Source organism: Gilvimarinus sp. F26214L, assembly GCF_054401055.1.
In genome coordinates this window covers 231,505-256,336 of record NZ_JBTIYG010000001.1, presented here as the reverse complement: position 1 = coordinate 256,336, position 24,832 = coordinate 231,505, and the positions used below count along the sequence as shown (strand labels likewise).

The following is a 24,832-nucleotide window of genomic DNA, read 5'->3' as shown; positions in this document are numbered from 1 at the left end:
CTGCTACTCCCGGGACTGCCCGTGGTTGCTTATGAACACGCTGGTGGAATAGCGGAGGAGTTGTCCCTTTCGTGCTCCTTCGCCTGCGCCTTCCCGACTCTCAAAAACAAGCTCCCCTTCGGCGACGTCGCTCGCGGTTTCATCTTCTCCGCACAGATTGATGAACATGGCCAGTACCCGGTCAGCGAGTTGCCAGCGCGCGACGACGCCGCTGGTGCCGTGAATTTGTGCTCCGAGGCTTTCTACCCTGTTCATGGCCGGGATCAGGACCTCATGGCGAATCCGCAGCAGGCTCCGATAGAACTCGTGGTATTCCAATTGTCCGGGACTCTCGTCGGGGTGAAACGATGCCGACTTCCGAAAGGTCTCCTCCGCGTTCGGATCGGGGATCCGGTCCTGCGCATCCTTCCCGGAGAACGCGGAAAACGCCCGAAACTCGCGCCGACGACCATCCCGCACAGCCGCGGCGAGTTCACCGTGAAAGTCAGTGAAGTAGAGGAAGGGCGAAGTCGAGCCCCGCTCTTCATCCATGAATATCAGCGGAATCTGGGGACACAGAAGTTGCAGGACCACCGCGGCGCGCAGGGCCTGGGGATCACACAGTGTGGTAAGGCGTTCCCCCCAGGCACGATTTCCCACCTGGTCGTGGTTCTGCAGAAAAAGAACAAACTGATAGGGAGGAAGATGTCCGCTCGGTTCACCTCGAGGTCGCATGTCGTGGACCGGTGACGGCTCTCCTTGGTAGACGAAGCCGGACTCCAGCATACGCTGGAGCTTTTTGACCGGCTCCTGAACATAATTGGCGTAGTATCCTTCGTGTTCGCCGGTCAGCAGAACGTGCAAGACATTATGGCCGTCGTCATTCCATTGCGCATTGAAATCCTTCTCCAGATGAGTGGCCCGGTTGCGTTCGTTTTCCAGGATCAGGTGGATATGCCGGTTGGTTATTTCAGACCGCACCCGCGCTGCCATTTCATCCAGCCAGTCCTTCTCGCTGATGGCGTGCACTGCATCGAAGCGCAGCCCGTCAAAGCGATACTCCTGAAGCCAGTACAAGGCATTGTGCGTGAAAAACTCGCGCACCGGAGCGCGGGTAAAATCGATTTGCGCACCCCAGGGCGATGACTTTTCTTCGTCGAAGAACTGCGGCGCGTAACGATGCAGGTAGTTACCCTCCGGCCCGAAGTGGTTGTACACCACATCCAGGTATACGCAGAGATTGTGGCCGTGGGCCGTGTCAATCAATTGCTTGAGATCTTCCGGGGAGCCGTACCTGCGATCCGGCGCAAACGGAAGAACACCGTCGTATCCCCAGTTGCGCTGTCCGGGAAAATCGGCAATGGGCATGAGTTCGATGGCGGTCACGCCAAGTTGGGCCAGATATCCGAGGCGCGCCTCAATCCCGGGGAAGCCGCCCCAGCAACCCGGGTGCACTTCGTAGATCACCATCTCCGGCCAGGGGCGGCCGCGCCAGTCGAGGTGCCGCCACGCGTACTGTGTGGGATCCACCACCAGGCTCGGGCCGTGAACATCTTCCTGCTGCAACCGGGAGGCCGGATCAGGCAGGCGGGTGCCGTCCGGGAGTCGGTAAACATACGCGCTGCCGGCTGGCGCGGGTGCGGTGCAGGCGAAGTAGCCCTGTTCATCTTGCTCCATGGTGAAGAGTTGGCTGCCGCCGCCAGCCTGCAACAGCTCAAGACTGAGCTCATCAATACCCGGCGCCCAGATGCGGAAGCGGGTTGCTCCGTTAGCGGCTGCCTGAGCACCGAAAGGAAGGTTGTGAACGAAACCGGTCATGGAGCCCGCTCCCCGGTCTCGGAATGGGCCGACTCGATCTGTGCGGCTTCACCTTGGTGATGCGCGCTCACGTCCCTTGGGTCGTCCTCACTCCCGGCACTCTGTTCCTCTACCAGACGGGTCAGCTTCTGCGCACTGATCCGTGCTGAAAGTAGCGCACAGCTGCTGGGTGCCAGCGCAACTCCTTCGTCCCGATCGTAAACCGGTTGGTTCTCATTCGTGTTGAGGTCCATGGAGTAGTCGAGCCACGGCAGGGGAAGAAAATAGGTTTGCACATCCTCATCGGCGTTCAGCAGCAGCACCAGTAGTTCCACCTGGTCGCCGTCTCGCCGGGCCCGTTGAAGGGCCAGGTGCCTGCTGTTGCCGCTGGTCCACTCCTCTTCATTGAGCTCCAGCCCGTTCTGGTCGAACCAGAAGATGTCCGGAATGCCCGGAATCACCTCCATGCGTGCGTGCTGATAATAATGGGGTTGCAGCAACGCATGTGATTTGCGCAACGCGATCAACTGCCGGGTGAAGTCGAGCAGGCGTCGTCCGCGCTCGGTCAGCATCAGCGACCAGTCAAGCCAGCTGATCTCGTTGTCCTGACAGTAAGCATTGTTGTTGCCCTGCTGAGATTGCCCCAGTTCGTCGCCGGCCAACAGCATGGGTGTGCCATGGGCACAGAGGAGGGTGGTGAGCATGCAATACTTTACGGCTTCGCGCTGCGTAACAATCGCCGGGTCGTCGGTGGGCCCCTCTGCGCCCCAGTTGCGGCTGAGGTTGTTGTCGGTGCCATCCATGTTGTCTTCGCCGTTGGCCTCATTGTATTTGCCTTCGTAGGACACCAGGTCCTGAAGGGTGAAGCCATCGTGGGCCGTAATGAAATTCACGCTGGCCCAGGGGCGGCGATGATCCCTGTCGAATATCTCGGCCGAGCCCTGCAGGCGTGCGGCGAGGGCGCCGCGCACGTTTTGATCGCGCCGCCAGAAGCGCCTCACATCGTCTCGAAAGTGGTCGTTCCATTCCGCGAACCGCGGCGGGTGGTTGCCCACCTGGTGGCCACCCGGTCCGATGTCCCAGGGCTCAGCAATGAGTTTCACTTCGGCGAGTGTCGGGTCCTGGGTCAAGGCATCGAAGAAGCCATTGCCCTTGTCGAAACCGTAGCTCTCCCGGCCCAGGGTTGCGCACAGATCAAAGCGAAATCCGTCGATATGGAACTCCTGTACCCAGTAGCGCAGCGAATCCATGACCATCTGAATCACCCGCGGGTGGGACATATTCAGAGTGTTGCCGCAGCCGGTGTCGTTGATGTGAAAGCGCGGATCTTCGGGTAGAAGGCGGTAGTAGCTCGAGTTTCCAAATCCGCGCCAGGACAGAGTGGGGCCCATTTCGTTGCCTTCACAGGTGTGGTTGTAAACCACGTCGAGAATCACCTCGATGCCCGCGCTGTGCAACTGCTTGACCGCCCATTTGAGCTGGCCGAGGGTATCATCTGACAGATACGCCGGATCCGGGCAGAAAAATCCCAGAGTATTGTAGCCCCAGTAATTGGTGAGCTTTTTATCCACCAGTCGGCGATCGCGGGCGAACAGGTGGATGGGCAGCAGCTCGATTGCGTTTACACCGAGGCGGCGCAGATAGTCCACAATGGCGGGGTGACCCAGTGCACCGAAGGTGCCACGGTCGTGGGCCGGAATGTCCTCGCGAAGCTTTGTGAAACCACGCAGGTGCGCTTCGTAGATGACAAGCTCTTCCCAGGGAATCCGTGGCGGTCGGTCGTCGCCCCAATCGAAGGTGTCGTTGGTCACCACCGCCTTTGGCATGTAAGCGGCGCTGTCGCGACGATCGAAGGACAGATCACCGCGCCCGGACCCGACCCGGTAACCAAACAGCGCGTCGTGCCATTTCAACGCCCCGGCAACTTGCCGCGCGTAAGGGTCGAGCAACAGCTTGTGGTGGTTGAAGCGGTGACCGCGCCTGGGCTCGTAAGGGCCGTACACGCGGTAGCCGTACTGGGTGCCCGGTCGGGCGTTGGGCAGATAGCCGCTCCAGATCCCGTGCACGCAGTCCGGCATGTCCAGCCGTGCGAGCTGGTGTCGACCGTTTCCGCTGTAGATGCACAGTTCGACCTTCTCTGCGTGTTCGGCGAACACCGCAAAGTGGGTCCCGCGGCCATTCCAGTGGGCGCCCAGACTGTGGGAGCTGGATGGAAGCAGAATGTCGGGCAAGTCGCTCATGCGGGCAGCCTGTCTACTTCACGGTCACAGAAGACCAGGAAAATGGTGGAGAGCGGTGGCAACGTTAACCTGAGAGAGAAGGACTGCCCGTGGCTCGGTTCCGGGACCGAGACCACATCGCCCCCATTGCCCACATTCGATCCGCCGTAGAGTTCCGAATCCGAGTTCAGCAGCTCGCGCCAGATGCCGAGCCTCGGAACGCCTACCCGGTAGTTGTCCCGCGGCACGGGTGTGAAGTTGCTGACCGCAAGAACCGGAGGCGCGGATTCCGTGGTGCCGTTGCGGCAGAAGGCGAACACGCAGTTGTCCTTGTCGTCGCCCACGATCCAGGTGAAGCCGGTCATGTCGGCGTCGCTGCTGTGCAGTGCCGGCTGCCGCCGGTAAAAGCGGTTGAGGTCGCTCACCCACTGCTGAACGCCTCGGTGCAGGTGGTCGTTGAGCGCCGCCCAGTCCACCTGTGCGTCGTGATTCCATTCACTGCGCTGCCCGAACTCGCCTCCCATGAACAACAGCTTCTTGCCCGGATGTCCCCACATGAAGCCGAAGTAGGCACGCAGGTTGGCAAACTGCTGCCATTCGTCACCGGGCATGCGTCCGATCAGAGACCCCTTGCCATGCACCACTTCGTCGTGGGAGAGAGGAAGGATGTAGCGTTCCGTGAACGCATAGTGCAGGCCAAAGGTGATCTTGTCGTGATGGTAGCGGCGATGGATGGGGTCCTGTTTGACATACTCCAGCGTATCGTTCATCCATCCCATATTCCACTTGTAACTGAAGCCGAGTCCGCCTTCGCTGACCGCTTGTGTCACTCCCGGCCAGGCTGTGGATTCCTCCGCAATGACGATGGCGCCGGGAACCCGTTCGCCGACAGCAAAATTCAGATGTCGAAGAAAGTCGATGGACTCCAGGTTCTCGCGACCGCCGTAGCGATTGGGTATCCATTCGCCTTCGTTGCGGGAGTAGTCGCGGTACAACATGGAGGCGACCGCGTCCACCCGCAGGCCGTCCAGGTGGTACTCCTCGAGCCAGTGCAAAGCGCTGGCCAGAAGGAAGCCGTGTACTTCATTGCGCCCCATGTTGTAGATCAGGGTATTCCAGTCCTGGTGGAAGCCTTCTCGAGTATCGGCATGTTCATACAGGGCCGTACCATCGAAGCGCATCAGACCGTGCGGGTCGGTGGGAAAGTGGGCGGGCACCCAATCGGCAATGACGCCGATCCCGGCCTGGTGGCAGCGGTCGACGAAGGCGGCGAATTCCCGGGGCGAACCCAGATCGGCCTGGGGAGCGAACATGCCAATGGGTTGGTAGCCCCAGGAACCGCCGAATGGATGCGCCGTGATCGGAAGCAGCTCGATGTGGGTAAATCCCAGTTGCTCGACATAGGGTATCAAAAGATCGCCCAGTTCCTGCCAGGACAGGCTTCGATTGCCCGCTTCCACTGCGCGGCGCCAGGAGCTGGCGTGAACTTCATAGATGGATATGGGGGCATGGTGGCTATGTCGTTCCTGTCTCTCTGCCATCCACTGGTCGTCGTGCCATTCGAACGGCGTGGGATCCATCACAACTGAAGAGTCACCTGGCGCCGCTTCCGCCTGCCAGCCGACCGGGTCGGCTTTCAGCGGCAGAAGTCCGTGGGCCCCGAGAATTTCGTATTTGTAGAAGGTACCCGCCTGTAGCCGCGGGACGAAGAGCTCCCAAACTCCGCTGGGATTGCGCGGCCGCATGGGATGGCGGCGCCCGTCCCATTGGTTGAAATCGCCCACGACCGAAACCCGCCGCGCGTTGGGTGCCCAAACGGAAAAGCGCACGCCGGCGATGCCGTCCACTGTAGTGCAATGGGCTCCGAGCGCGCGGTTCAGCTTGTAGTGCTTTCCTTCGGCAAATAGATGCAGGTCCACATCGCTGAGAATCGGTCCGAACGAGTAGGGATCTTCCGTGTCCTGTTCTGCATCGCCCCAGTCAATGTGCAGTTGGTAGCGGTGTGCCTTGTTGAGCTTTCCCACGAAGAGATTGCTGCCTTCGCCAACGGGCTTGAGGATACAAAGCACATTCCCGTTCTGGTCCAGAGCCGTGACACGGGTGGCCCCCGGCTGGTAAGTGCGCAGTTCCTGCGTATCGTTGCCGAGAGGATGCAGGCCCAATTGACTGAAAGGATCAGCCAGGGTGGCCTGATTCAGCTCCCGGGCCAGCCAGTTCAGATGCCGTGTGTGAGGGTCGAGCAGTTCGCCCATTCTTGTTCTCCTGTTCCGAACTCGTGTTGTTGCATAGAGCAGCCGGCGTTGAGTTTGGTCGCTGCCCACAAAGGCATTGGGTCAGCCCTGGAAGCTGACCCCGCAATCGGTGATGATATTGATCAGCCCGTGAAAGGGCACCGGCACCCAGTCGGGACGGTTCGCCGCCTCGTAACCGATTTCGTAAAGCGCCTTGTCCAGCAGGAACAACTGCGTAAGCCCCATGCGACTGTCCTCGCGCAGCCAGGTGGCCCCCAGGTCGTCCGCTGTTGTGAAATAGGCCTCGCGAAAAGTATTGCTGAGTGTGGTTTCCAGGTTGGCGAGCATCTTTTTGGGGTCGGCGACGGGACTGTGATCATTGAAGTGTTCCAGCGCCATTTCACTGACATAGTTGAGGGAGCGCAGCACACCCGCCACATCCCTCAGGGGGCAGGACTTTGCGCTGCGTTCCTCCAGTGGCCGGGCGGGCTCACCCTCGAAGTCGATAAAGTAGGCGTCATCCTGAGCCACAAGAATCTGCCCCAGATGCAAGTCGCCATGGATGCGAATAAGTGGCGAGTCTGCACCCAACGCGCAAAGCTCGGCGATTCGGTCCAGCACTGGCTGTTTATGGTCCACTAACTGACCGAGAAGAAGCTGGTCCCGCTCGTCCAGCTTTGCCTGCTGCAGAATGCCGATCGCGCGTTCCAGAGCAGCACTGATGTCGGAGCGCCACTGATCGCACAGCGCCCGATCTGCGAGTTCAGGCGCAAACGCGGGATGGGAAGAGCGGGCCAGCGCGTCATGCATTTGTGCCAGTCGCAAACCAATGGCATGGGCGACGCGGCTCAGTTCGTCCAGCACATCCTCTTCTGTAATAGACCAGTCGACCTCATCAATGGGTCCTGCGGCTTCTTCGTGGGCGAATCGTTCCAGCTTGTTCAGCACCCAGCTCCAGGCGTCGCCCTGGCTGGCAATGTATCGCTGAAGGACCGCAAGAACGTAGGACTTCCCGTCGGGATCGGCCCGGGTTGCGTGTCCCAACAGAGTGCCGGTATTGGGGAAATTGTTCTCCGCCAGTACACGGCTGATCTCCACCTCGGGATTGGGCCCCGAATAGAGGCGACGGAACACTTTCAGCACCGCTTGTTCGGCGATGATCACGGTGGTGTTGGATTGTTCGCCGTGCAGATGTCGCACTTCCAGCTCCTGGGGATCCAGTTCAAGCTGATTGAATTCGCTGGTGGTATCGAATATCAACCGGGACTTCCCGCTGTTCCGTGCGGTTTCGAGTGCTGCGTCGAGGGTCTCCGACTCCTTTTTCTGCATGGCTCGCACCAGCCAGAGCGCATAGGAGTCCGCCGCGAGCGCGTCGGTGAGCAGACCCACCCGGCGGCGCCGGCGGACACGCGCAAGCGCCAACTGATCCACCAGGGCCGGGTGGGGAACCGATTCTTCAAAGAACACGGTCAGGGGCAGTTGATAACGCTGAGTTTCCTTGTTCAGCTCCACCACAACGTCCATCACGATGACCGGCTCCTGGTGGTCTGCCTGCTGTTTGCTGTCCGTATCTTTCAGCACCAGGGTATTGGCCATTTTTGTGCTCAGGATCTTTGCATCCTTGCCCGCGAACCAGCGTCGCTTTGCCAGGTATTCGGGTAGGACACTGTTCTCGAGGGTGGCCATGATAGGCATGTCACAAATCTCACTTACGCGGCTGCGAAGGACCAGGGTGATGAAGTCGGGCATCGGTTCGGGTGGCGGGCTGTACCAGTCCGGGAATGCGGTCTCTTTTGCCAACAGGAACCAGTAAAAGCCATAAGGAGGCAGGGTCAGCAAGTAGGACAGGGCGCCAATAGGCGGAAACAGGCTACCCCCGCTGAGTTCCAGCGGCACCATGCCGGCGTACTCCGCCAGGTCCAGTTCAACCGCTTGGGCGGTGCGGGACATGTTTGCCAGACAGAGGATGGATACATCCTCTGCTGGTGCTTCTCCATCTGCGGTGTTGCCGGGGTGAATGTATTCGCGAATGTACGCCAGCACCCGCCGGTTGGAGGGAAACAGCATCTTGAAGCCGCCCCGCCCGAATGCGTGATACTTCTGGCGTATCTCCAACATGGATTTGAGCCAGTTGAGAAACGAGTGGGGATTGTGGAACTGGGATTCCACGTTAACGGCGGTGTAGCCGTAGAGTGGATCCATGATCGCCGGCAGAACCAGCTTGGCCGGATCCGCTCTGGAGAATCCACCGTTCCGGTCCGGGGTCCATTGCATGGGCGTGCGCACCCCGTCGCGATCGCCGAGAAAAATGTTGTCGCCCATGCCGATTTCGTCCCCGTAATAGAGTATGGGGGTCCCTGGCATGGTCAGCAGCAGGGAATGGAGAAGCTCCAGGCGGCGACGATCCTTTTGCATCAACGGGGCCAGGCGACGGCGGATTCCGAGGTTCAGACGTGCTCTCACATCGGACGCGTACTGGTCCCAGAGGTAATCGCGCTCCCGGTCGGTCACCATTTCGAGGGTAAGCTCGTCGTGGTTGCGCAGGAAGATGGCCCACTGACAATTCTCCGGTATCTCGGGAGTCTGACGCAGTATGTCGGTAATGGGAAAACGGTCCTCCTGGGCCAGTGCCATGTAAATGCGTGGCATGAGCGGGAAGTGAAAGGCCATGTGACACTCGTCGCCATCCCCGAAGTAGTGCTGGGTGTCTTCGGGCCACTGATTGGCTTCCGCAAGCAGGAGACGGTCAGGGTAATCCGCGTCCACCTTCGCGCGGATCTTCTTCAGAACCTCGTGGGTTTCCGGAAGGTTCTCGTTATTAGTGCCCTCCCGTTCCACCAGGTAGGGCACCGCGTCCAGGCGCAGACCGTCGACGCCCATTTCCAGCCAGAACTCCATGACTTCCAGCACCGCATCCAGTACAGCAGGATTGTCGAAATTGAGATCGGGCTGGTGTGAATAGAAGCGGTGCCAGTAGTAGGCCTGGGCTTCCGGGTCCCAGGCCCAGTTGGACTTCTCGGTATCGAGAAAAATAATCCGCGTTTCTGAATATTTCTGATCGTTGTCGGACCACACATAAAAATTGCGTTCTGCAGAGTCGGGCGGCGCCTTGCGGGCACGCTGAAACCAAGGGTGCTGGTCAGAGGTGTGGTTAATAACCAGTTCGGTAATAACACGCAGGCCCCGGTCGTGGGCCTCACGGATGAATCGCTGGGCATCCTCCATGGTTCCGTAGTCCGGATGCACCGCGCAGTATTCAGCAATGTCGTAGCCATCGTCGCGCAGCGGGCTGGGATAGAAGGGCAGCAGCCAGACGGTGTTGATGCCGAGGCTGGCAATATAGTCCAGTTTCTGGATGAGCCCGGCAAAGTCGCCAATACCATCATTGTTGCTGTCGTAAAAGGACTTTACATGCAATTGGTAGACAATGGCATCCTTGTACCAGGTGGCGTCGCTGATCGGTACGCTCGTTTGCGAGTGGCTTCGGGTTGGCAATTTGGCTCTCCGTGTTTCGGCGTTTGTTGTTTCCTTCTTCCTGGGCGACTCACCGTATCTGCTTCCGTGCATCCTTCCAGTCAGGAGGGGCGCGGAATCACCTGAAAGATCGCGAAGGGCAGTTCCCCGGGGTCGAAGTACCAGTGCTGTACGCCTTGGGCCCAATGCATGGACACCCCCCGTATCAGCTCCCGCACCGGAAAACCCATGCCCCCGCCTACCAGGTCTGAGGGAACGTCGAGCCACGCTTCCTGGCTCTGGTGAGGATCCAGACTGATGGCGATCAGTAGCAGGTTGTCCAGATCATGGGTGTACTTGGCGTAGAAGATTACCTGGTCATTGTGGGACTCAAGAAAACGTACGTTCAGGTGAGTTTGCAGGGCAGAGTGCTCCTTGCGGATATGGTTCAGCCGGCTGATCTCCTTGACGATATTCCCGGGTGCGGAGTAGTCGCGTACCTTGATCTCATACTTCTCCGCGTCCAGATACTCCTCTTTGCCGGGCAGGGCAGCGGATTCACACACTTCAAAGCCGCTATACATTCCCCACAGGCCCGAGAGGGTGGTCGCCAGGGCAGCACGAATCAGAAATCCCGGTCTCCCGGAGCTCTGGAGAAAGTAGGGATTGATATCCGGCGTGTTAACGAAAAAATTGGGTCGGTAATAGTCGCGTACTTCAGTACTGCTCAGCTCCAGCAGGTAGTCCGTCAGTTCCTGTTTGCTGTTGCGCCATATGAAATAGGTGTAGCTCTGGTTGAAGCCCAGTTTTGCAAGCTGGTACATCATTGCGGGCCGGGTGAAGGCCTCGGAAAGAAAAATGACTTCGGGATGGTCGCCACGGACCTGGGAGATCAACCATTCCCAGAAAGGAAGCGGTTTGGTATGGGGGTTGTCCACACGAAAGATCTTTACGCCTTCCGATATCCAGTACAGCACAACATCTCTCAGGGCCTCCCACAAATCGGGAAGCGCAGTAGCGGAGTAGAAGTTGACGTTGACGATGTCCTGATACTTTTTGGGCGGATTTTCCGCGTACCTGATCGTGCCGTCCGGACGCCAGGAGAACCAGTCCGGGTGGTCCCGAAGCCAGGGGTGGTCCGGGGAGCACTGAATGGCAAAATCGAGAGCAATCTCCAGCCCGAAGTCTTCGGCCGCCACGCGCAGGCGGCGAAACTGCTCAATACCGCCAAGTTCTTCCAGCACAGCGTCGTGGCCGCCTTTCGGGCTGCCGATGGCATAGGGGCTCCCGGGCTCCCCCTCGCGGGCCTGAACTGCGTTATTACGCCCCTTGCGATTTGTCAGACCGATCGGATGAATCGGCGGGAAGTACAGGACGTCGAAGCCCATGGCCGCGATGGCAGGCAAGCGCCCGATGACATCCTCGAATGTCCCGTGTCTTGCCGGGTCGTTGGTGACCGATCGGGGAAACAGCTCGTACCAACTGGCGAATCCGGCGCGAGTCCGCTCCACGTCGATGCTGAAATTCTGCCGCGTTCCAGTGCAGAAGCGGCGCTCTTCGAGGGCCTCCATGGCTCTGAAGAGTTGCTGGTCAAGCATGATGCGAACTTTCTGCCCGGAGTCGCGTGATTCCTCGGCCTCCTGCAAGTCCTGCAGAGCCGCGGCAACGATTGCCGAAGCCTCCTCGATGGAATACTCGTCTTCCCCCTGAATGACCTCGCTGAGGTAATCGGCGTCATGGCGGTCAGGCCGCGCGTGATGGCGCGGCGAGTGGCGGGCGGCGAGCAGCAGCATGCGTCCTTCTTCCAGTTCCACCTGGAGCGGTACGCCAGCGCGGTGTTTTTTTGCGACCTCATCGTAGAACGTGGCCCATTGATCGAACCAGGCTTCGATTCGAAACTTGCAGAGACCTGTATGGCCGGGCACCAGCACCGCCTCCCAGCGGTCGTTCCCGCGCGGGTGCATGACCCGGCTCCGCCATCGGTCCCCCGTGGATTCCTGATAGAGCAAGCGGGCGGCCAAACGATCGTGACCGTCCATGAATATGGTGGCGCTGCAGGTGATGGCCTGATTGACGGTGGCCTTGGCGGGATAGCGTCCGCCATCCACGCAAGGGGCGACATCCTGGATGATAACCCGGGGCTTGAGCATGGCCGGATCCACTTGAGCCCGGAGGTTCGTCAATGGAGATTCGCTCATGTTGTCACTGGTTTCCTAGCATTCCGGTGCTGGCCTCGCAGCAAAGCGACCGTTAGCCGGTCTCGTCCGGCGGGATTCCGGGAACCCAACACAACAACACAAGCCGAAGCTTGTGTTGTTGCTGATGCGTTCTGTCGGCCGGTTGCCGGATCAGGCTGTGAGGTCAATGGCCGGGGACTTATGAGCCTCCAGTTCGGCTTGAAAGGCGTTGAGCATGTCCTGGGTCACCAGCACGACTCCGTCCTGGGTGCGCGTGAAGTAACGGCTATCCTGGGCCGGGTTCTCCCCGATCACCATGCCGTCCGGGACTTTGCACTTGGAGTCGATAATCGCCCGGCTGATCCGACAGTCGCGTCCGATTTCTGCACTTGGGAGGATCAAAGATTCCTTCACTGTACTGCGGTTACCCACCCTCGCGCTTTCGAAGAAGACGGAGCGTTCCACCTTGGCCCCGGAAATGATGCACCCGCTGGTGATCAGCGAGTCCACCGCCATCCCGCGGGCGCTGCTATTGTTGAGCACGAATTTGGCGGGTGGAAGCTGTTCCGGGCACGTCCAGATGGGCCACTGCTCATCGTACATGTTGAATTCAGGCGTGACGTCCAACAGTTCCATGTTGGCTTTCCAGTAAGCGTCGAGTGTGCCCACGTCGCGCCAGAATCCCGGCCGATTGTCATCGTACAGGTCGCGGAATCGATGGGCCGTCACCCGCCCGGTGTTGATGATGCGCGGCAGAATGTCCTTGCCGAAATCGTGACTCGAATGGGGGTCCGCCGCGTCACGCTTCAATTCCCGTAGGAGGAAGTCTGTCTCGAACACATAGATACCCATGCTCGCCAGAGCAATCCCGGGGTTACCGGGCATGGGTGTTGGGGTCGGCGACTTCTCCTCGAACTTGAAAACCTGCCGGCGGGGATTGACCTGGAGGACGCCAAACTCGGTGGCCTCCTCGATGGGCGTTTCCACGCAGCCGACAGTGCAATCCGCTCCGGTCTCGATATGGTCCCGTAGCATTTGGCCGTAGTCCATTTTGTAGATGTGGTCGCCAGCCAGAACCAGTACCCGCTTAGGGCGGTGAGTCTCGATAAACTCTATGTTCTGGTAAACCGCATCGGCGGTGCCCTTGTACCAGGAACTGTTCGATTCGTTCTGGTCCGCGGGCATGATCCGTACGAACTCACCGAAGCGGGAGTGCAGGAAACTCCAGCCTGCATGGAGATGGTGCAGTAGTGAGTGGCTCTTGTACTGAGTGAGAACACCAATGCGGCACAATCCGCTGTTGATGCAGTTGGAAAGGGTGAAGTCAATAATGCGAAACTTGCCGCCAAAAGGGGTGGCGGGTTTGGCCCGCTGCAGGGTTAACTCCTTCAAACGGGTTCCGCGGCCGCCAGCCATGACCAGGGCCAGGGTGTCGCGGGTTACTGTGTTGAAATTTCTCGGGTCGATTGTGTTAGTCACGGTCCTACCTCAGTGGAATGCTGATGTGTTGGGGATGGAACGCTAAGCTGGTACAACTCTTTGGCTCCTCCCTGCAGCCGCCTCCTTCATCCAATGAAGGGGTTCGACTCAAAGCACTTGAATGATGGTCGAGCTCATGCCCGATCACCTGTAACCTTCGCTCACTGCCTGGAATTTGGTGTCGCCGTTGGGCGTGGTTCCGAGGCGCGAGGCCCCAAGGCTTTAGCAAAATCTTTGCCCGAATTTTGATTTAGACGAAAGCATTAAGGAGGCATTGTCCAGGGTCTTTATCTTCACCTGTTGCCGGACGAAGAGAGAACTGGCGGGCGGGTCAACCAAACAGCTGTGTAACAAGATCTCCGCCCTTGAAAACTTTACACATTTGGCGCTTGAAAGTTTCAGCAAAAGACCAATGAGCTGCCGTCCGGCACCTTGAATAACTTCAGCCGTCAGGAAATCTTCGAATGAGATTTTTTGTCCGCAGAAGTGCGCTTAGCCCGGTCGCGGTTTGGATCGGCCCTTGCTACGAACCGGGCGAGGCGCGACCCGCGCGACCGAAGAACATCACAAGATCACCCAATGAAACCCACAGTATGGAGATGCCAATGACGCAGCCATTCAACGCCAGCCTCAGCGCACTAGTGGAATGCGCGACATATTGCGACATCTGCGCGGCGGACTGCCTCAGAGAATCGGAGGTTGCAAGCCTGGTGGATTGTATTCGATCGGACCTGGATTGCGCTGATATGTGCAGGGTTACGGCTGCCGCACTGGCTCGAGGAAGCGAATCGGTCGCCGTCCTGTGTCGGGCTTGCGCACAGGTCTGCGCGCGCTGTGCCGAGCACTGTGAAAAGCACGATTACGACCATTGTCGTGCTTGTGCAAAGGCATGTCGCCGCGCGCAGGAAGAGTGCGAGGCGATAGCGGCCTGAGCGTGCCGCACCCGGGGATTCCGCCGACTGCGGCTGCGGCCGCTTACTTCGTTAGCAAGGAGATGATCATGCAAGTCAAACAAGCAATGTCGCAAAAACCCGATATTCTCGCCGCCAACGCCACTGTGCGTGAGTGCGCTCAGCACATGAAGCAACTGGACACGGGCTTTGTTCCCATCGCCAAGGACGACCGTTTGATCGGTGTGATCACCGACCGCGATCTGGCGGTGCGGGTGTTGGCAGACGGTAAGTCGCCGGACGATCCGGTCAGCTCAGTGGAAACCCAGGAAGTGCTCTACTGTATGGAGGACGATGATATCCGCGAGGTTCTGAAGAACATGCGGGAACAGGAGGTGCAGCGTCTCATCGTGCTCGACAACCCGCAGGACAAAGATCTGGTGGGAGTGATCAGCCTGTCAGATATTGCCGACCACTGCGACGAGGAAAGTGGTATTGCAGAGGAGGTGGCACGCGCCTGTCGGCACTATCACTGAGGGCTGATCGTCCGGGCTTCGGACCTAAGACAAAAAAAGGCTCCCGGGGTGGACGGGGTGCCGGCACCTCGGTGTCCCCGTGCCGCTCGGGCCGTTGAAGATCCCAGTCAGGTGGAGCGCTGTAACATCCGTCGGCGGATGTCGCTGATGGCCCCCATCGGGTTCAGCCCCTTGGGACAGACGTAGGTGCAGTTTTGTATGTCCCTGCAGCGGTAAAGGGTGTGTGGATCCTGGTCGTAAAAATCCAGCCTTTCCCGCTCGCCTGTATCGCGGCTGTCCTCGAGAAACCGGTTGGACCAGAGGAGGGCCGCCGGCCCTGCGTACCGCTCCGGGTTCCACCACCAGGACGGGCAGGAGGAGGTGCAGCAGGCGCAAAGGATGCATTCGTACAGTCCATCCAGTCGTTCCCGCTCCTCTGGCGATTGCAGTCGCTCGATGGCGGGTTCCGGTTCGTCGTTGATCAGCCAGGGTTTGACGCTTTTGTAATGTTCATAGAACAGGCTCAGATCAACCACGAGATCTCGAATGACTGGCATGCCGGGCAGCGGACGGATGATGAGTTTGCGCTTGCCGCTGAGCAGGTCATTACAGCGAGTGGTGCAGGCAAGGGTGTTCTTTCCGTTGAGGTTCATCCCGTCGGACCCGCAAACCCCTTCGCGACAGGATCTCCGAAACGTGAGTGTGGTGTCCTGGGTCTTCAGGTACTCCAGCACGTCCAGCACCATGGAGTAGCGGAATCTGTCCGGCACTTCGAAACGCTGCATACGGGGCTTGGGATCTGTTTCCGGATTGTAGCGATAGATTTCGCAGGCAAAGGTTTCCATGATTTCGGACGCTCAAAAGTTAGTTGTGATGCGAGAAATGTTAAGAAAGACTTCTTCCGACTGAGGGCGCTGCAGGATGCACACCATCAGGCGCGCAGCGACGCGCGCTCCGGAGGAGCCCCTCACGGCCGCGTTTGCCTTTTCAGGAGGTTGACCCAGGAGGGATGTTTTTACAAGGGTTTGCTGACTTCAATCGTGTATTTGGGCAATCTCAGCCATGTGAGTGCCGGAATGACCTGTGTTTTCCCGGGGCTTCGCCTGCGAACGCGTGGCATGGTGTTTGCCTCAAGCCCTGCTGTTTTTTGACGCAGTTGTCAAAATTCGGAAAACGTGGCGCGGGTCGAGTTGCCGGAGGCTGCAGCTTGCGCTCTTGGCGGAGTCAATCGCCAGCGACGAGAATGGAATATTCAGGGAAGTCTCAACCACAACAAGGAAGTAAAGGAGCAGGACCATGGGATATGCGAGCAACGCGCAATTGCCGCGCGGGGTGCAGAGCTATTTGTCGCCGGAGGCGCAAGACATCTACAGGGAAGCGTACAATCACGCCTGGGAAACTTACCGCTATGCCCAGGATCGCTATGATCGGGACGACAGTCGGCAGGTGACCGCCAGCCGGATAGCGTGGGAAACCGTCAAACGGGAGTGTAGCCGGGACCAGCGGGGCCACTGGGTGCTGGACTCCGTGAGCGCTGCCGTCCGCAACTAAATGTCGGACACTGCCGCCTGCGAAGCGCCTGAAGCGGCGCTAGCGCAGGGTGGCGGCGAACGGAACCGCGAGCGGCTCAGTTGTGAAGGTCAGAGAAAGGGTAAACGGAATCAGACGCGAACGCTTTTGCGCTGCTCCTGATGTACGGAGTCCTTGCGAAGCATGTAGGCTTTGTCGTGGTTTTCGGTCTCGCGGTCGAGCTCTTCGCGCGGTTTGCTTGCTTTGTCGAAATCGGTAGTGAGGGCGGCGAGGATTGCGACCATTTCGTTCTTTGTAACCATGTGAATACCTACTAGCTGTGTGCTTGGAAAGAGCAACCGAAGTTGCAACCCTTATGCCAGGGGCGCCATTTTGTCGCCCCTTTTTACATATGGTTCGTTGCTGAGGCGATTACGCCGGCTTCAAGAAACATTTGGCGCCACACATTCGGATATGCGCGCCAGCAGCCCCGCCTGAATGCAAACTTTGCTTGCACAATCTACAAAAGGCCCAAAGCCCGGGAAGAATTTACAAGCGGGTCGCGCCCACGGCTCTCGGTTCATTCAGGCGGAGCAGTTTGTCGAGAACGAGTTCCGCTAAACGCGGGCTGTAAATCCGAACCGGCGCGGGGTCGGTTCTCTGCAACTCGCCAGATATTACTGCTGGAGATCGGCATGCCGCGACCGTCAGTGCCGCGCACTCGCCAAACGGTATTCCCCACATCGTCGGCCACCAACAGGTCACCTTCGCCATCAATGACCACGCCCACCGGGCGGCCCATCGCTTCACCCTTATCGTTGAGGAATCCGGTCAGTACCTCCTTCGGCATTCCCAGGGGCTTGCCTTCACTGAACGGAACAAAGATCACCCGATAACCGCTGAAGGGCTTGCGGTTCCACGAGCCGTGCTGCCCGATATAGACGCCGCTTCCGTAATGTTGAAGACTGTCGCTGTTGTCCGTATACACGATCCCGAGGGATGCGGTGTGCGCGCCGAGCGCGTAATCAGGCTTAATGCTCTCGGCGACCCGGTCGGGCCGCTGGGGCTCGACTCGCTCATCGACGTTCTGCCCGTAGTAGCTGAAAGGCCAGCCATAGAAGGCGCCGTCCTGAACCGAGGTCATGAAATCCGGTACCAGATCACTGCCCAGTTCGTCCCGCTCATTCACTACTGTCCACAGCTGCTCCGTTTGTGGCACCCAGGTCATGCCCACCGGGTTGCGCAGGCCGCTGGCAAAGATTCGGTGCTCTCCGGTTTCCCGGTCCACGGCCCAGATCGCGGCGCGACCCTCCTCATTCTCCAGGCCGTTCTCGGCCACGTTGCTGTTGGAGCCGACGGACACGTAAAGAGTTGATCCGTCGGGGCTGGCAATCACATTCTTGGTCCAGTGATAGTTGATGGGGCCGGCGGGAAGTCGAACCAGAGTTTCTCCCTGCTCTTCTATTCGCTCCTGCCCGGCGCTGTAAGTGAAACGCAGTAAAGCGTCAGTGTTGGCCACATAAAGGTTTTCGTCCACAAGGGCCATGCCGAAGGGAGAGTGAAGGTTCTCCAGAAAAACATGGCGTTCATCCGCAACGCCGTCCCCGTCGTTGTCGCGCAACAAGGTAATACGATTCGCGCTGGGTACTGCGGCACCGGCTTTTTCCAGGGTACGCTGCATCATCCACTGGCGGATGCTGAAGCCCTCGCTCTGCACCGGTGGCTTGTTGGACTCAGCGACCAGAACATCGCCGTTGGGAAGAACGTAAAGCCATCGTGGATGATCCAGATCCTGGGCAAAGGCGATTACCTCCAAGCCGTCCCGCGCCTGGGGCGACCGCCCCTCGGTCCAGCCCACGGCGGGCGCCACATTAATCGTGGGAAAAACGGCGGGGTTCGGGTCCGGCAGTTCCGGCTCCGGGCCCACGCCGGCCTCAAGGGGTAATTTGGCGGTGCTCCCGCAGCCCGCCAGCCAGGCGATTGCGGGGATGATAACCAGGCGAGCGGCTGAGCCATACTTCGGCATTTGAAGTCCTCGATCGGCAGTGCGCTACTGCGAAGATATATCCATGCGCTCCACGCTTGGAAACGGGTGAGATCACTGCAACAGATGTTCCACGGCTGGCCCCCCGAGTCGGAGCTTTGCTGTGCGAGCGCCGGCAATGTCACGGATGTTGCAACCAGGGCTTACAGGGTGTGGCCGTTCCACAGTGCGGGCCGATTGGGGCGAAACCAGGTCCGCGTGCTCACTCAGGGTAATCCGGTTCGAGAGGAGGTGTTTATGCCTGCGAAATCCAAGTCGCAACAGAAAGCTGCGGGAGCCGCGCTGTCAGCCAAGCGCGGCGACACCCCAAAGTCCAAGTTGCAGGGCGCATCGCGTTCCATGGAGGAGTCCATGTCGGAAAAGCAGTTGGAAGACATGGCCAGTACCAAACGAAAGGACAAGCCCGAACACAAACACGGATAGCCCCCGTGGTATCAAGACAACCGCCCGGAGCGTTGGCAGCGGTTTGGGAGTGCAGCTTCCTGCGCTCGGCTGGTATATTGCCGAGGTCGAACATCAATGCAGTGAGGCTCATGCCCCATGAGTGAAAAAGGCGATCCCTTCCTGAGGCGGCTTCGCTGGTTTACGGCGGCGGTAGTTCTGATACTGCTCCTTGTTCAGTTTCTTCCCTGGTTGGAGAGTGCGCTATCGCGAATGGGAGCCGGGCCGCGACCGGTGATGGCCCGGGGTGAACTGGCGCAGGACGAGCAGAACACCATCGACGTTTTTCAGGCGGCCAGCCCCTCGGTGGTATTTATTACCACGCGCGCCCAGGTGATGGATTTCTGGACGCGCGATGTTTTTTCCGTGCCACAGGGAACGGGCTCCGGTTTTTTCTGGGATCGGCGGGGCCATATTGTCACCAATAACCACGTGGTCCAGGGTGCTTCCGAAGCGGTGATTCGTCTCAACGACGGTCGCAGCTATGTTGCACGACTGGTTGGCGTCAGCCCTCGTCATGATTTGGCAGTGCTGAGGATCGACATCCCCGCTGACCCACCGGCTCCCGTCTCTCTGGGGACCAGTGAAGATTTGCTCGTGGGGCAGAAAGTATATGCGATCGGCAACCCCTTCGGTCTGGATTACACGCTCACCACCGGAGTGGTGTCGGCGCTGGACCGGACCATTTCAGCAGGCGCGGAGGGGGCGACGATCGACCGCCTGATCCAAACCGATGCGGCGATCAATCCGGGAAACTCGGGCGGGCCATTGCTGGACAGTGCAGGGCGGCTGATCGGAATCAACACGGCGATCTACAGCCCCTCGGGGGCGTATGCGGGCATCGGGTTCGCAGTGCCCGTGGACGTTATCAACGAGGTGGTGCCGCAGCTCATTGACAAGGGCCGCTTCGTGCGCCCCGCGCTGGGCATTCAGGCGGATCCGGTTATCAACCAGGCGTTTACCCGTCGGCTGGGCGTGACGGGCGTACTGGTGTTGCGAGTGGAGCCCGGCTCCGCGGCCGCGCAAGCAGGTTTGCGCGCGGCGAGAGCAACCCCGGACGGAAACCTCGTCCCGGGAGACATCATAACCGCAGTGGATGGCAGAGAAATCAGTTCGGTGGATGAGCTTATATCCACGCTCGACGACTACGCCGTTGGCGACACCCTGGAAATCACATTGTGGCGCGAAGGGCAGGGCCATACGGTTGAAGTAACTTTGCAGGCTGAACAATAATAGCAACAGCAACATCCTACCAAATGAATTGCGCGCCACCGGGGACGGTTGTTGCTGGTGGGTTGAAATTTTTCTGTTCATTTCGCCAGTCGTGAGCGGATATTGCACGGTGATCTGTTTGTTGGAAAACTCTTTCGTAACGGTCTGTCAGGCAGAACACGGAGGTTCGGCTCACGAATCGAAGGCCTGAAGTGCCTGCGTCGCCAAGAGTTTAGGGACATGCGCTCATTGGGCAGTGTCTGCCAGGGGAGCCGCAAAGGATAGGAGCTCGACATACCCCGGCTCCCGCAAGCAAATGGAGGTGGTTCGGTGCACGCAGAATTTTGGCGCAAGCTCAGTTCGCATTCATGGGTGCTCGCGGCGCTGTCGGCCGCCGGTTGCCCGACCAGCCTTCCGAAGGGAGGGAATCCATATGCGGGGCACTAAACGCGTGTGCAGCAGCTGTTCGGCAGCCAGCTACTGCCTCTGTTGTGATCTCAAGGGTGCCGAGCTCCAACTCTTCGAGGATCTGCCGGGCACACGTCGCGTGCTGCGCCGGGGCGAACGCCTCTTTGCCCAGGGTGAGCCTTTTCATTCCTTCTTTGTTGTGCAATCCGGGTCGGCGAAAGCTTATGTCATTTCAGAGGACGGCAACCAGCAGATCACCGGTTTTCACTACCGCGGTGACCTCCTGGGTGTGGATGGCCTTGAGCTGGGGATGCAGAGCTATACAGTGGAGGCGCTGGAGACCAGCAGCATTTGTGAGTTGGCCTTTGCGGACTTCGAACGTATGTATGCCGGGATTCCCAGTCTTCGCCGGCAGTTTCTGAAGGTGGTGGCCGGTGAGCTCGCTCAGGAAAAACAGCGTATGTTGGTGCTGGGCAAGCTTTACGCCGAGCAGCGTCTCGCCCATTTCATTCTCGATACAGCAACTCACCTGAAATCCCGCGGGCTCACCAGTAATGAGTTCATGCTGACCATGACCCGCCATGACATTGCCAACTATCTTGGCCTGGCGGTCGAGACAATCAGCCGTCTGCTCACCCGATTCGATTCCGCAGCTTTGATTCGGGTCCAGCACCGGCAGATCCGATTGCTCAATCCGGCGGGATTGCGCGCTCTGCTTTACGACACCGATGAAGGCTTGACGATTTTCAGGGCGACTGCCTGATCCTGAGCGTCGCAATAGCCGATGCACAAGTTACAAGATAATCTTCATTTACAAACGCTTCCTCCCGCTTCTGGCGCGCCCTGCATCATCTGGCAACGTGCCGGTTCCCCGGTCCGCGGTTTTCGGGCGCTCGGAGGCAACCCGCGAGCATTCTGTTTCTGGCATACGGCTTGCAACTTCCCAGCAATCAGCGGGATTGCCCGAGGGCCTCGTTGTGAAACGGATGCAGTGAAACACGACTGCAATCCGCTCCTGGTATAAAAGGCCGTGTCACTACAGCCGCCAGTCAACTTGCCGAAGGATAAGTATGAAGTTTCCCTTACTCGCAAATGCATTCGGTCGCCAGAAGCTCATTCTTGAAATCGGCGGCAACGCCATCGGTTATTCCGGCGAGCGGTATCAACCTCAGCAGCACCGTCGGCACCGCCTGCTAAAGGAGGCCGCGCCAACCAGTCTCCGACCTCGTTCTGAGGGATACCGTATTAGCAGCGGCGTTTGAACCGCTGTATTGACTGCCAGCACCGCGCTCCAGTCTGGAGCCAGTACCCGATCGAAACCTTCCTTCAGCTCGTTTTCGTTCGTTCCAATTCACCCCACCTTAATTTTTGATTCCCCCTGTTTGACCCAGTAGCGGCGGAGCCGCGCTCGGAATGAGAGCGCAGGCAGGCACATTGAATGCCCGCCCGGTTATACTTCATCTTCGCAGGTTCAGATCAGTTGGTTGTCAAAAGCTGACGAGGTTCATGGCCTCGACCTGGCGTCTTTCCTGGGGCCGGACATCCTCATCGACCAACACCGCCTCGACTTCATACAGTAGGGCAGCGCTCTCAATGGGTTGGAAGGGATAGCAAGCTGCGAGAGTCATGGTTTGCGTTGAACCACCATCGCTGGGCGCCAGATCTGAGTGGCGGATCCGCGTTGCTGTAACCTGATAGCGGCGAACGGATGCCGGAGTTCGCACAAGTAGGGTGTCAGTGCTGCGGAGCGTCTGCAGGCGGTTGAGGTAATCGCGATCTTCGCTTACGAGCAGTAGCCGTTCGTTGTCGCGGATGGCCTTGATCGTGTTGGTGACTCTGCCGGTCTGGAGCACAGCCTCTCCGTTCTGGATATGCAGGGGAATGATGGCTCCGCCAGAGCTCTGTTGATCTTCGATGCGGTAGTCGGGCGCAGGGGCGAAGTCCAGGGCAATATCGTGCTGGGCCGTGCGCTCCCCGCAGCCCATGGCCAATCCCCCATCCCGGGCGCCCCTTTGGAAATTGATGGGCCGGATCAATGTGGGTGGTTCTGTCAGCGCGGGCGCGTGCTCGGCGCCGGGACCTTTATAAACCGGCAGTCCCACGTCCGCGTTTGCCAGCGGAATGCTGATGCCGAGGGCGGCAACAAGTGCCAATGGGCGGATGAGATAAGTGGCTGGGTTGTGTCGATCAGCGTCGTGTTTGTTTGTCCATTGCCCGATCCCCGAATAAGGGCGCGTGTAACCACACCATCGTGCGAACCTATTGAACACCGGTATGTCTCCCCATTGAATGATTTGTAGTCATCGTCCCCAACAGCCGATCAGGGCATTACCCGAGCGCCCCGATGCTGTGGAACATCTGAGATCGACGGTTGTTTTCCTGCGCAGCCGGCTTGCGTGACGTCTCCCTGTTCCGGTCCCTTTGTGCCTGGCTCACGCCTGCACCAGCGGTCGGCCCGGTCCCGCGCCGCGCGTTCCATGCGGGCATCCGTGCCCTGGCGACAGCGGACTGTCGTGCTCCTTTCGCTTTCCCTGTGGTTGCGCTGTCTGTGCAATATGCGCGCCGGGACGCATTCGTCGCAGATAATTGCCTTGTTTTTGGGCGACTTCGCTCAAAGAGCAATCAATTCGATTGAACTGGCGATCAGCCGGTCGGCTGGTTTGCAGAACTTCTGATCAACCTTTAACCGATCTGGCATTCCCGGCAGCTCTCCGGCAAGGCTCAATCCGAGCAATTTCGGGTCTGTGCTTGTAAATTCTGCGTCCGCCTTTTACTGCCTTGCTCAAAGGGGAGAGTGTCCGCAGTTATTGGCGTCGGCCTTGCTGAGCTGGCGGAACGCCCTTTTCTGGCGAGGGTCTTTTGAGCCTGCGGCTCCTGAACCTCTGTTGCACTTGTTCGAGAGGTGCACGTGTTCGAGCGCTACAAATGTTCGACCGCTCTCGCGTAAACTTCAAAAGGATGCGAAATGACCGCCGTATGGAACCTTGGCTGCGAACCCAAAGATTTCCCGCGCCTTGATCAGGATATGGATCTGGATGTAGTGGTGGTGGGCGGGGGGATAACGGGTCTTTCCACCGCGTTGCTGCTCAGCGAGGCGGGGGAGCGGGTCGCATTGCTCGAAGCCTATCGTGTGGGGTCCGGTTGCAGTGGCGGCTCCACGGGAAACCTGTACAGTACCCTATCGCAGGGCTTGAGCGCCGTGGGCAAAAAGTGGGATGCCGACACGGTGCGCGAACTTGTTGCCTTGAGGCGCCGAGGTCTCGAAGGGATCGAACATAACGTTGAGCGGCTTGGCATCGACTGCCAGTTCGAACGGCGGTCTCTCTACTTCTGCTCAGCAGATCGAAACAATCTTCAGAGTGAGGCGGATGCGTCCGTTGCTGCGGGGCTTGGCGCGGACCTGGTCGACAGTCCGCGTGGCCTGGGGATTTCCGTGCCTCATGCTTTGCAGATAAGTGAGCAAGCGCAGTTCAATCCGCTTCAGTACTGTGACGGATTGGCCAGGGCGGCTGCCGCCAGTGGCGCGGCAATCTTTGAACATAGCCCGGCCATTCGGGTGGATGCCTCCGAAGGGCGGGTGGAGACCCCCACTGGAACCGCTCGGGCGGGGCATATCGTCTTTGCGACTCACACGCCCAAGGGGATCAACATGCTGCAGGCGGAAATGGAGGTTCTTCGCGAGCACGCAATCGCCGCGCCCATGCTGAGCAAGACGGGCGAGTATCCACGTGCGATTACCTGGGCGCTTGACGACTCCTACTCCCTGCGAAGCACATTTCATCAAGGCCAGCTCTACCTGGTGCTGGTTGGTCAGAAACACCAGACGGGCCACCACACAAGCGACTATTTTGCGGACATGGAGCACTGGCTTTGCCAGCGGTTTGAGGTGGGTGAAGTGACTCACCGCTGGTCTGCACAGCAATATCGCCCGGCGGACCTGTTACCCTTCGTGGGTCGCAGCGGCCACGACAACATCTACGTGGCCACGGGGTTTTCGGCGGACGGGCTGGTCTGGGGCGAACTTGCCGCCCAGGTCATCAGCGGACAGATTCTGGGGCGGAAAGGGCAGGGCGCTGACTTGCTCAACCCTCGCCGCTTCACGCCCTCCAAGTCGGCCAAAGGTTGGCTGGAGGCCAACATGAAGGTGGCGCGACATCTGGGTTCGGATTACCTTGGTGTGGAAAAGCTCGAGACTCTGGACCAGGTCCGGGCAGGCGAGGGGCGCGTCGCCCGGTTTCGAGGTGAAAACTACGCGATCTACCGTTCGCCACAGGGGGAGCTTTCCGCACTGTCGCCAGTGTGTCCGCACATGAAGTGCATGGTGCACTGGAATGCCGCGGATGTGAGCTGGGACTGCCCCTGTCATGGCAGCCGCTTCAATATCCAGGGGGAGGTCCTCGAAGGTCCTGCCTTCCGGGGATTGGAAAAGAGGGTGTTGCCCCAATGAAAAATCGCTCCCGGGGTTAAGCCGGGGAACC

General features: G+C 59.2%; 16 protein-coding genes. 6 read left to right on the top strand and 10 right to left on the bottom strand.

The window, feature by feature from the left end; all coding sequences use genetic code 11:
* Nucleotides 1-3: 3 nt before the first annotated feature.
* The 6 genes from treZ to glgC all read right to left on the bottom strand — a co-directional run bounded on the left by treZ (nt 4) and on the right by glgC (nt 13,335).
* Nucleotides 4-1,797, bottom strand: coding sequence for a malto-oligosyltrehalose trehalohydrolase (gene treZ, locus ACURWW_RS01030; RefSeq protein WP_445615153.1), 1,794 nt, complete (start codon nt 1,795-1,797; stop codon nt 4-6).
* Entirely contained in the window at nt 1,794-4,016 is a 2,223-nt protein-coding gene (glgX, locus tag ACURWW_RS01025; RefSeq protein ID WP_445615152.1) for a glycogen debranching protein GlgX, read from the bottom strand. Before glgX ends, treZ begins: the two co-directional genes overlap by 4 nt.
* On the bottom strand, nt 4,013-6,247 hold the full coding sequence (gene glgB / locus ACURWW_RS01020; protein ID WP_445615151.1) for a 1,4-alpha-glucan branching protein GlgB: 2,235 nt from the start codon (nt 6,245-6,247) through the stop codon (nt 4,013-4,015). The genes glgX and glgB overlap by 4 nt, the downstream gene beginning before the upstream one ends.
* An 81-nt stretch (nt 6,248-6,328) precedes the next feature.
* Nucleotides 6,329-9,721, bottom strand: coding sequence for a maltose alpha-D-glucosyltransferase (gene treS, locus ACURWW_RS01015; protein WP_445615150.1), 3,393 nt, complete (start codon nt 9,719-9,721; stop codon nt 6,329-6,331).
* Nucleotides 9,722-9,801: 80 nt separating this feature from the next.
* The gene (locus ACURWW_RS01010; RefSeq protein WP_445615149.1) at nt 9,802-11,877 is read right to left on the bottom strand and encodes an alpha-1,4-glucan--maltose-1-phosphate maltosyltransferase; all 2,076 of its coding nucleotides are present in this window, start codon (nt 11,875-11,877) and stop codon (nt 9,802-9,804) included.
* A 150-nt stretch (nt 11,878-12,027) separates the two neighbouring features.
* The gene (glgC, locus tag ACURWW_RS01005) at nt 12,028-13,335 is read right to left on the bottom strand and encodes a glucose-1-phosphate adenylyltransferase (protein WP_445615148.1); all 1,308 of its coding nucleotides are present in this window, start codon (nt 13,333-13,335) and stop codon (nt 12,028-12,030) included.
* 1,000 nt (nt 13,336-14,335) lie between these two features.
* On the opposite strand from glgC, the gene ACURWW_RS01000 reads away from it, so the two are divergent.
* Nucleotides 14,336-14,761 carry a CBS domain-containing protein gene (locus tag ACURWW_RS01000; protein WP_445615147.1) on the top strand — a complete coding sequence of 142 codons (426 nt, stop codon included), beginning with the start codon at nt 14,336-14,338 and terminating at the stop codon, nt 14,759-14,761.
* A 107-nt stretch (nt 14,762-14,868) separates the two neighbouring features.
* Here ACURWW_RS01000 and ACURWW_RS00995 read toward each other — a convergent pair whose 3' ends face one another.
* Complete coding sequence (locus tag ACURWW_RS00995; protein WP_445615146.1) at nt 14,869-15,585, bottom strand: succinate dehydrogenase iron-sulfur subunit; 717 nt, start codon at nt 15,583-15,585, stop codon at nt 14,869-14,871.
* A 451-nt stretch (nt 15,586-16,036) separates the two neighbouring features.
* Between ACURWW_RS00995 and ACURWW_RS00990 the strand changes: the two genes are divergently transcribed.
* Nucleotides 16,037-16,291, top strand: a complete 255-nt coding sequence (locus ACURWW_RS00990; RefSeq protein WP_445615145.1) for a ChaB family protein — start codon at nt 16,037-16,039, stop codon at nt 16,289-16,291.
* Nucleotides 16,292-16,401: 110 nt separating this feature from the next.
* Here ACURWW_RS00990 and ACURWW_RS00985 read toward each other — a convergent pair whose 3' ends face one another.
* Together ACURWW_RS00985 and ACURWW_RS00980 are read right to left on the bottom strand one after the other, a co-directional pair.
* Nucleotides 16,402-16,572: a hypothetical protein gene (locus ACURWW_RS00985; RefSeq protein ID WP_445615144.1), complete on the bottom strand. Its 171-nt coding sequence runs from the start codon at nt 16,570-16,572 to the stop codon at nt 16,402-16,404.
* A gap of 257 nt (nt 16,573-16,829) precedes the next feature.
* On the bottom strand, nt 16,830-18,275 hold the full coding sequence (locus tag ACURWW_RS00980) for a PQQ-dependent sugar dehydrogenase (RefSeq protein ID WP_445615143.1): 1,446 nt from the start codon (nt 18,273-18,275) through the stop codon (nt 16,830-16,832).
* Nucleotides 18,276-18,530: 255 nt separating this feature from the next.
* On the opposite strand from ACURWW_RS00980, the gene ACURWW_RS00975 reads away from it, so the two are divergent.
* From ACURWW_RS00975 to ACURWW_RS00965, 3 genes are all read left to right on the top strand, one after another.
* Nucleotides 18,531-18,716 (top strand): DUF3008 family protein, encoded by a 186-nt coding sequence (locus ACURWW_RS00975; RefSeq protein WP_445615142.1) that lies wholly within the window; start codon nt 18,531-18,533, stop codon nt 18,714-18,716.
* A 117-nt stretch (nt 18,717-18,833) separates the two neighbouring features.
* On the top strand, nt 18,834-19,967 hold the full coding sequence (locus ACURWW_RS00970) for a S1C family serine protease (protein WP_445615141.1): 1,134 nt from the start codon (nt 18,834-18,836) through the stop codon (nt 19,965-19,967).
* A 412-nt stretch (nt 19,968-20,379) separates the two neighbouring features.
* Complete coding sequence (locus tag ACURWW_RS00965) at nt 20,380-21,117, top strand: cyclic nucleotide-binding domain-containing protein (RefSeq protein ID WP_445615140.1); 738 nt, start codon at nt 20,380-20,382, stop codon at nt 21,115-21,117.
* A gap of 724 nt (nt 21,118-21,841) precedes the next feature.
* Here ACURWW_RS00965 and ACURWW_RS00960 read toward each other — a convergent pair.
* A complete protein-coding gene (locus ACURWW_RS00960; protein WP_445615139.1) occupies nt 21,842-22,507 on the bottom strand; it encodes a hypothetical protein in 666 nt (221 codons plus the stop codon).
* A gap of 812 nt (nt 22,508-23,319) precedes the next feature.
* Between ACURWW_RS00960 and ACURWW_RS00955 the strand changes: the two genes are divergently transcribed.
* Nucleotides 23,320-24,801 (top strand): FAD-dependent oxidoreductase, encoded by a 1,482-nt coding sequence (locus tag ACURWW_RS00955; protein ID WP_445615138.1) that lies wholly within the window; start codon nt 23,320-23,322, stop codon nt 24,799-24,801.
* Nucleotides 24,802-24,832: the final 31 nt, after the last annotated feature.

What these genes read in the sequence shown, in the direction of transcription:
- ACURWW_RS00980 (WP_445615143.1), bottom strand. Translation starts at nt 18,275, where the DNA reads ATGCCGAAGTATGGCTCAGCCGCTCGCCTGGTTATCATCCCCGCAATC.
- ACURWW_RS00990 (WP_445615145.1), top strand. Translation starts at nt 16,037, where the DNA reads ATGGGATATGCGAGCAACGCGCAATTGCCGCGCGGGGTGCAGAGCTAT.
- glgB (WP_445615151.1), bottom strand. Translation starts at nt 6,247, where the DNA reads ATGGGCGAACTGCTCGACCCTCACACACGGCATCTGAACTGGCTGGCC.
- glgX (WP_445615152.1), bottom strand. Translation starts at nt 4,016, where the DNA reads ATGAGCGACTTGCCCGACATTCTGCTTCCATCCAGCTCCCACAGTCTG.
- ACURWW_RS00955 (WP_445615138.1), top strand. Translation starts at nt 23,320, where the DNA reads ATGACCGCCGTATGGAACCTTGGCTGCGAACCCAAAGATTTCCCGCGC.
- ACURWW_RS00995 (WP_445615146.1), bottom strand. Translation starts at nt 15,585, where the DNA reads ATGGAAACCTTTGCCTGCGAAATCTATCGCTACAATCCGGAAACAGAT.
- ACURWW_RS00965 (WP_445615140.1), top strand. Translation starts at nt 20,380, where the DNA reads ATGCGGGGCACTAAACGCGTGTGCAGCAGCTGTTCGGCAGCCAGCTAC.
- ACURWW_RS00970 (WP_445615141.1), top strand. Translation starts at nt 18,834, where the DNA reads ATGAGTGAAAAAGGCGATCCCTTCCTGAGGCGGCTTCGCTGGTTTACG.
- treZ (WP_445615153.1), bottom strand. Translation starts at nt 1,797, where the DNA reads ATGACCGGTTTCGTTCACAACCTTCCTTTCGGTGCTCAGGCAGCCGCT.
- ACURWW_RS00975 (WP_445615142.1), top strand. Translation starts at nt 18,531, where the DNA reads ATGCCTGCGAAATCCAAGTCGCAACAGAAAGCTGCGGGAGCCGCGCTG.
- ACURWW_RS00985 (WP_445615144.1), bottom strand. Translation starts at nt 16,572, where the DNA reads ATGGTTACAAAGAACGAAATGGTCGCAATCCTCGCCGCCCTCACTACC.
- ACURWW_RS01010 (WP_445615149.1), bottom strand. Translation starts at nt 11,877, where the DNA reads ATGAGCGAATCTCCATTGACGAACCTCCGGGCTCAAGTGGATCCGGCC.
- ACURWW_RS01000 (WP_445615147.1), top strand. Translation starts at nt 14,336, where the DNA reads ATGCAAGTCAAACAAGCAATGTCGCAAAAACCCGATATTCTCGCCGCC.